This window comes from Blautia luti, from assembly GCF_013304735.1.
Taxonomy (GTDB): domain Bacteria; phylum Bacillota; class Clostridia; order Lachnospirales; family Lachnospiraceae; genus Blautia_A.
Genome location: NZ_JAAITI010000074.1, coordinates 1 through 3,228, shown reverse-complemented (window position 1 = coordinate 3,228; position 3,228 = coordinate 1). Strand labels below are relative to the sequence as shown.

The 3,228-nt window shown below is 38.4% G+C and carries 3 protein-coding genes and 1 pseudogene; all 4 read right to left on the bottom strand.

Annotated elements, in window-relative coordinates:
- Positions 1-135: 135 nt before the first annotated feature.
- Positions 136-777: an HAD family hydrolase gene (locus tag G5B06_RS18415; RefSeq protein ID WP_173762563.1), complete on the bottom strand. Its 642-nt coding sequence runs from the start codon at positions 775-777 to the stop codon at positions 136-138.
- 93 nt (positions 778-870) lie between these two features.
- Positions 871-1,470 (bottom strand): HD domain-containing protein, encoded by a 600-nt coding sequence (locus G5B06_RS18410; RefSeq protein WP_173762562.1) that lies wholly within the window; start codon positions 1,468-1,470, stop codon positions 871-873.
- 404 nt (positions 1,471-1,874) lie between these two features.
- Entirely contained in the window at positions 1,875-2,786 is a 912-nt protein-coding gene (locus G5B06_RS18405; protein ID WP_173762561.1) for an AraC family transcriptional regulator, read from the bottom strand.
- A gap of 86 nt (positions 2,787-2,872) precedes the next feature.
- A pseudogene (locus tag G5B06_RS18400) lies at positions 2,873-3,228 on the bottom strand (XRE family transcriptional regulator); the annotation flags it as partial.

Sequence of the window (3,228 nt, the reverse complement as noted above, 5' to 3'; positions counted from 1 at the left end):
CTACTCACCCTTTCTTATCATAGAAGAATCCTATTTACAGAGATTTTTTCATAGTTTCCTTTATTTCACATACAGGCTACTTATTTAAATATTCTATGAACATTTTAACTGCCAGAGTCATTTTCGCCCGGTCTTTCATTGCCAATATAATTTCTCTGAAGTGATAGCAGATAACAGGTCAGCAGGTCTTTTTAAAAAATAATCTGCTTTTATGTGCTTATTATGACTGCCCCATACTGCCAAAGCAAAATCAATTCCTGCATCTTCCGCACATTTACTGTCATATTTGCTGTCTCCAATATAAAGCACTTTACTATGGTCTGTTTTTGATAATTCCACATATTTCAAAATCGGTGCGGCATTGGGTTTATGTTCCTGTGTATCGTCTGCACATATGATTGTTTTGAAATAATGACTGATACCAAACGGACAAAAATCATGTGTAAATTCTTCCCTTGTCTTTGATGTGACAATCCCCATTTCATAATCCAGACTTAGAAGATTTTTCAATAATTCAATGATTCCGTCAAATACTTTAATGGTATTTGTATAGTTACGCATATTTTTATCCCATAATTCTATCGCATAGGAAGTGTCTTTTATCTCAAGTTTTTTCAAAGCGTCTGTTCCTGTAATACCTAACGCAAATCTTAGTTCAGAACATGGTATCTTTCTCCCGGACAATTCCTTTATAGTTTCCTGTAAAGAATGTAATACAGCATATTCCGTATCAATCAGAGTACCGTCAATGTCAAAAACAATATGCTTATACTTCATGCTGCCACCTTTCCTTGCCTGTATCAAAATAACGTATCACCCTGTATGGATTCCCTACTGCAACACAATTAGGAGGGATAGGGTGGTATCCCCCTAACAAAAACTGTTTTCCACAATACCCGGAAGCAGAGAATAGATAGAACAGCCGATCTGATTTTCAAACTGTTCTTTGATCTCTAAAATCCTTTTCCACCTGTCTATTGTCGCCGTGTGAACACCGTACCGTATTGTCACATCTACAAATCTCTTTTCCAAAAGACAGAACCCCGTCGGCATAGCCAATGCGTCACATAACTGTACAAGACGGTCATAATCATCATATATCGCATTTGCAACAAATTCTTTCATAAACAGGTAATCCTCATCACTGACATCAAACACACCGATAGATGTGGCAATATCCTGAATCATAAATGCGTGGGATATACATATCTGTGCAGCTTTTTCCCATCCGCGCTCCATACAGTACCGATAGCCGTCTATCAGATGCCTTTCCGAACTCACTCCGGCATAGCGTCCAATATCATGCAACAACCCGAAAATATATGCCTGTTCAGAAGATAAATCTTTACAATGTGATGCAATGTTTTTACAGGCTTCGGCTACAAACCGGGAATGATCTGCCCATGCTCCCGGATTGGATTCTGACGATTCCCTTAATGCCAATTCTGCGGTCTGAATGCTCAACTTCATTTTTAACTCCTTTCAAAAGGGCGGGGATGGAAAATAAAACGCTCGGCCCCTTTATAATGAAATATTTGCAGACAAATCAGCAATCCCCTGCATAGTATGAAACAATGTTCATATAGTCCGTTGGATTCGGAATTTCTAAAATAAGACACAGACAGTTTTTGTTTTGGAAGTATTGCCGCCACAAACTGTCCTGTATCTTTTCTTCCCCATTAATGTTTTGTTTTTTACCGTTCGGACAGAGCATATATACTTTATCGGTACAGGCATTGACAGTATCTAAAAAATTTTCCATGTTCAGAATGTTCAGTTTTATTACCTTGCACTCACCTCCTGTAAATTGCTGATTTACTTTACAGGTATCATTATAATGCAAAAGACATAGGGAAAATATTTCTTTTCCGCCATTACCTATCACTATTCTGCCATTTTTTCCTGTATTCTGTAGGTGAACAATGTGCATATTCCCGAAAAACTTTTCCAAAATAACTGCTGCTCCCTAAACCACACTCATGACTGATAACAGTAACAGCTTCCTGCCCCTTTGCCAACATCTGACAGGCAACTTGTAAACGGTAAGTTGTTATATACTCGATGGGTGTCATGTGCAGACAGTCATGGAACACTCTATAACATTCCCTTTCGCTTAAATATGCTGCCGCAGCAAGTTCCGGAATAGATATTTTTTCTCTGTAATGTTCATGAATGTATATCATCATCAGTTTTATTTTATCGTTGCTTTTGTTATGTCCCACTTTCTTTTTACGCATAGAACGTGAAAGTTCAAAAAGCATGAGCCATATTTCCGTTAGGGCTTTCCGTAGTTTTATTTCATATCCAAATTCATCACTGGATAAACGAAATGAGGCAGTAAGCAGTTTCAAAATCCTTTCTTCTTCTGCATTGCCCGGAAAAAGCGGGATTACCTCAATCTGCGGTGCTGTTATGACAGGCGAAATATATTTTTGTTCAATCCTGCTTCCTTGTTCTCCGGCAAGTAAGGAAACGTCGAAAATATGAAGTAGCTGTATATTCTTTTCTTTTTGCGATATTGCTTTTGTCATATGAAGTACATTGGGATTTATCATGCCGCCGCTTCCAGCCGGAAACAATATTTTTCCTTCTGGCGTATCATATTCAATACTGCCGCTTTCCATATAAAAAAGTTCCACTGTCCTGTGCCAGTGCCACGGTACATAACACCCTATATATTTGTCAAGTTCTGCCCTCGAAGCGATATAGGGAAAATCTTTTTCAAAACCGGGAAGCAATTCTTCCTTGCTTCCGGTATAAAATTCAATGCTATGGATATTTTTCATGTCTGTTCACCTGTACATCTGGGATTTTGTATCTGCTTTATGGGTTAAATATACGGGAATCCATTTAAAATTTCCGGTTTGTAATTTTAAAAGTTTTTTCTCCACTGTTTCTTAGAATCAAATTTCCCACATCCATCACAAGTCTGTGGCCAGTTGATTTTCCATTCAAAATATTCAGCTCTGGTAATCACACCGGATTTCAGCTCATTCATTCGAACCACCCATTCTTTCAGAAAATCATTCAGAACCCCATAATCAAACCACATACAGACAGGAGCATGAGCCGGCCAGCTATCATTGTCGTGATAGTAAACGGAAGTGTCTGCTACTTCATTGCATTTTTCACCAGGAAATTTTCGAGGAAGAAACAGATGCAATGCAGATGGATTAAATTCATCCAGCCAGAAAAGCAGTTCCATCATTTCGGAAGCGTCACGTCCAG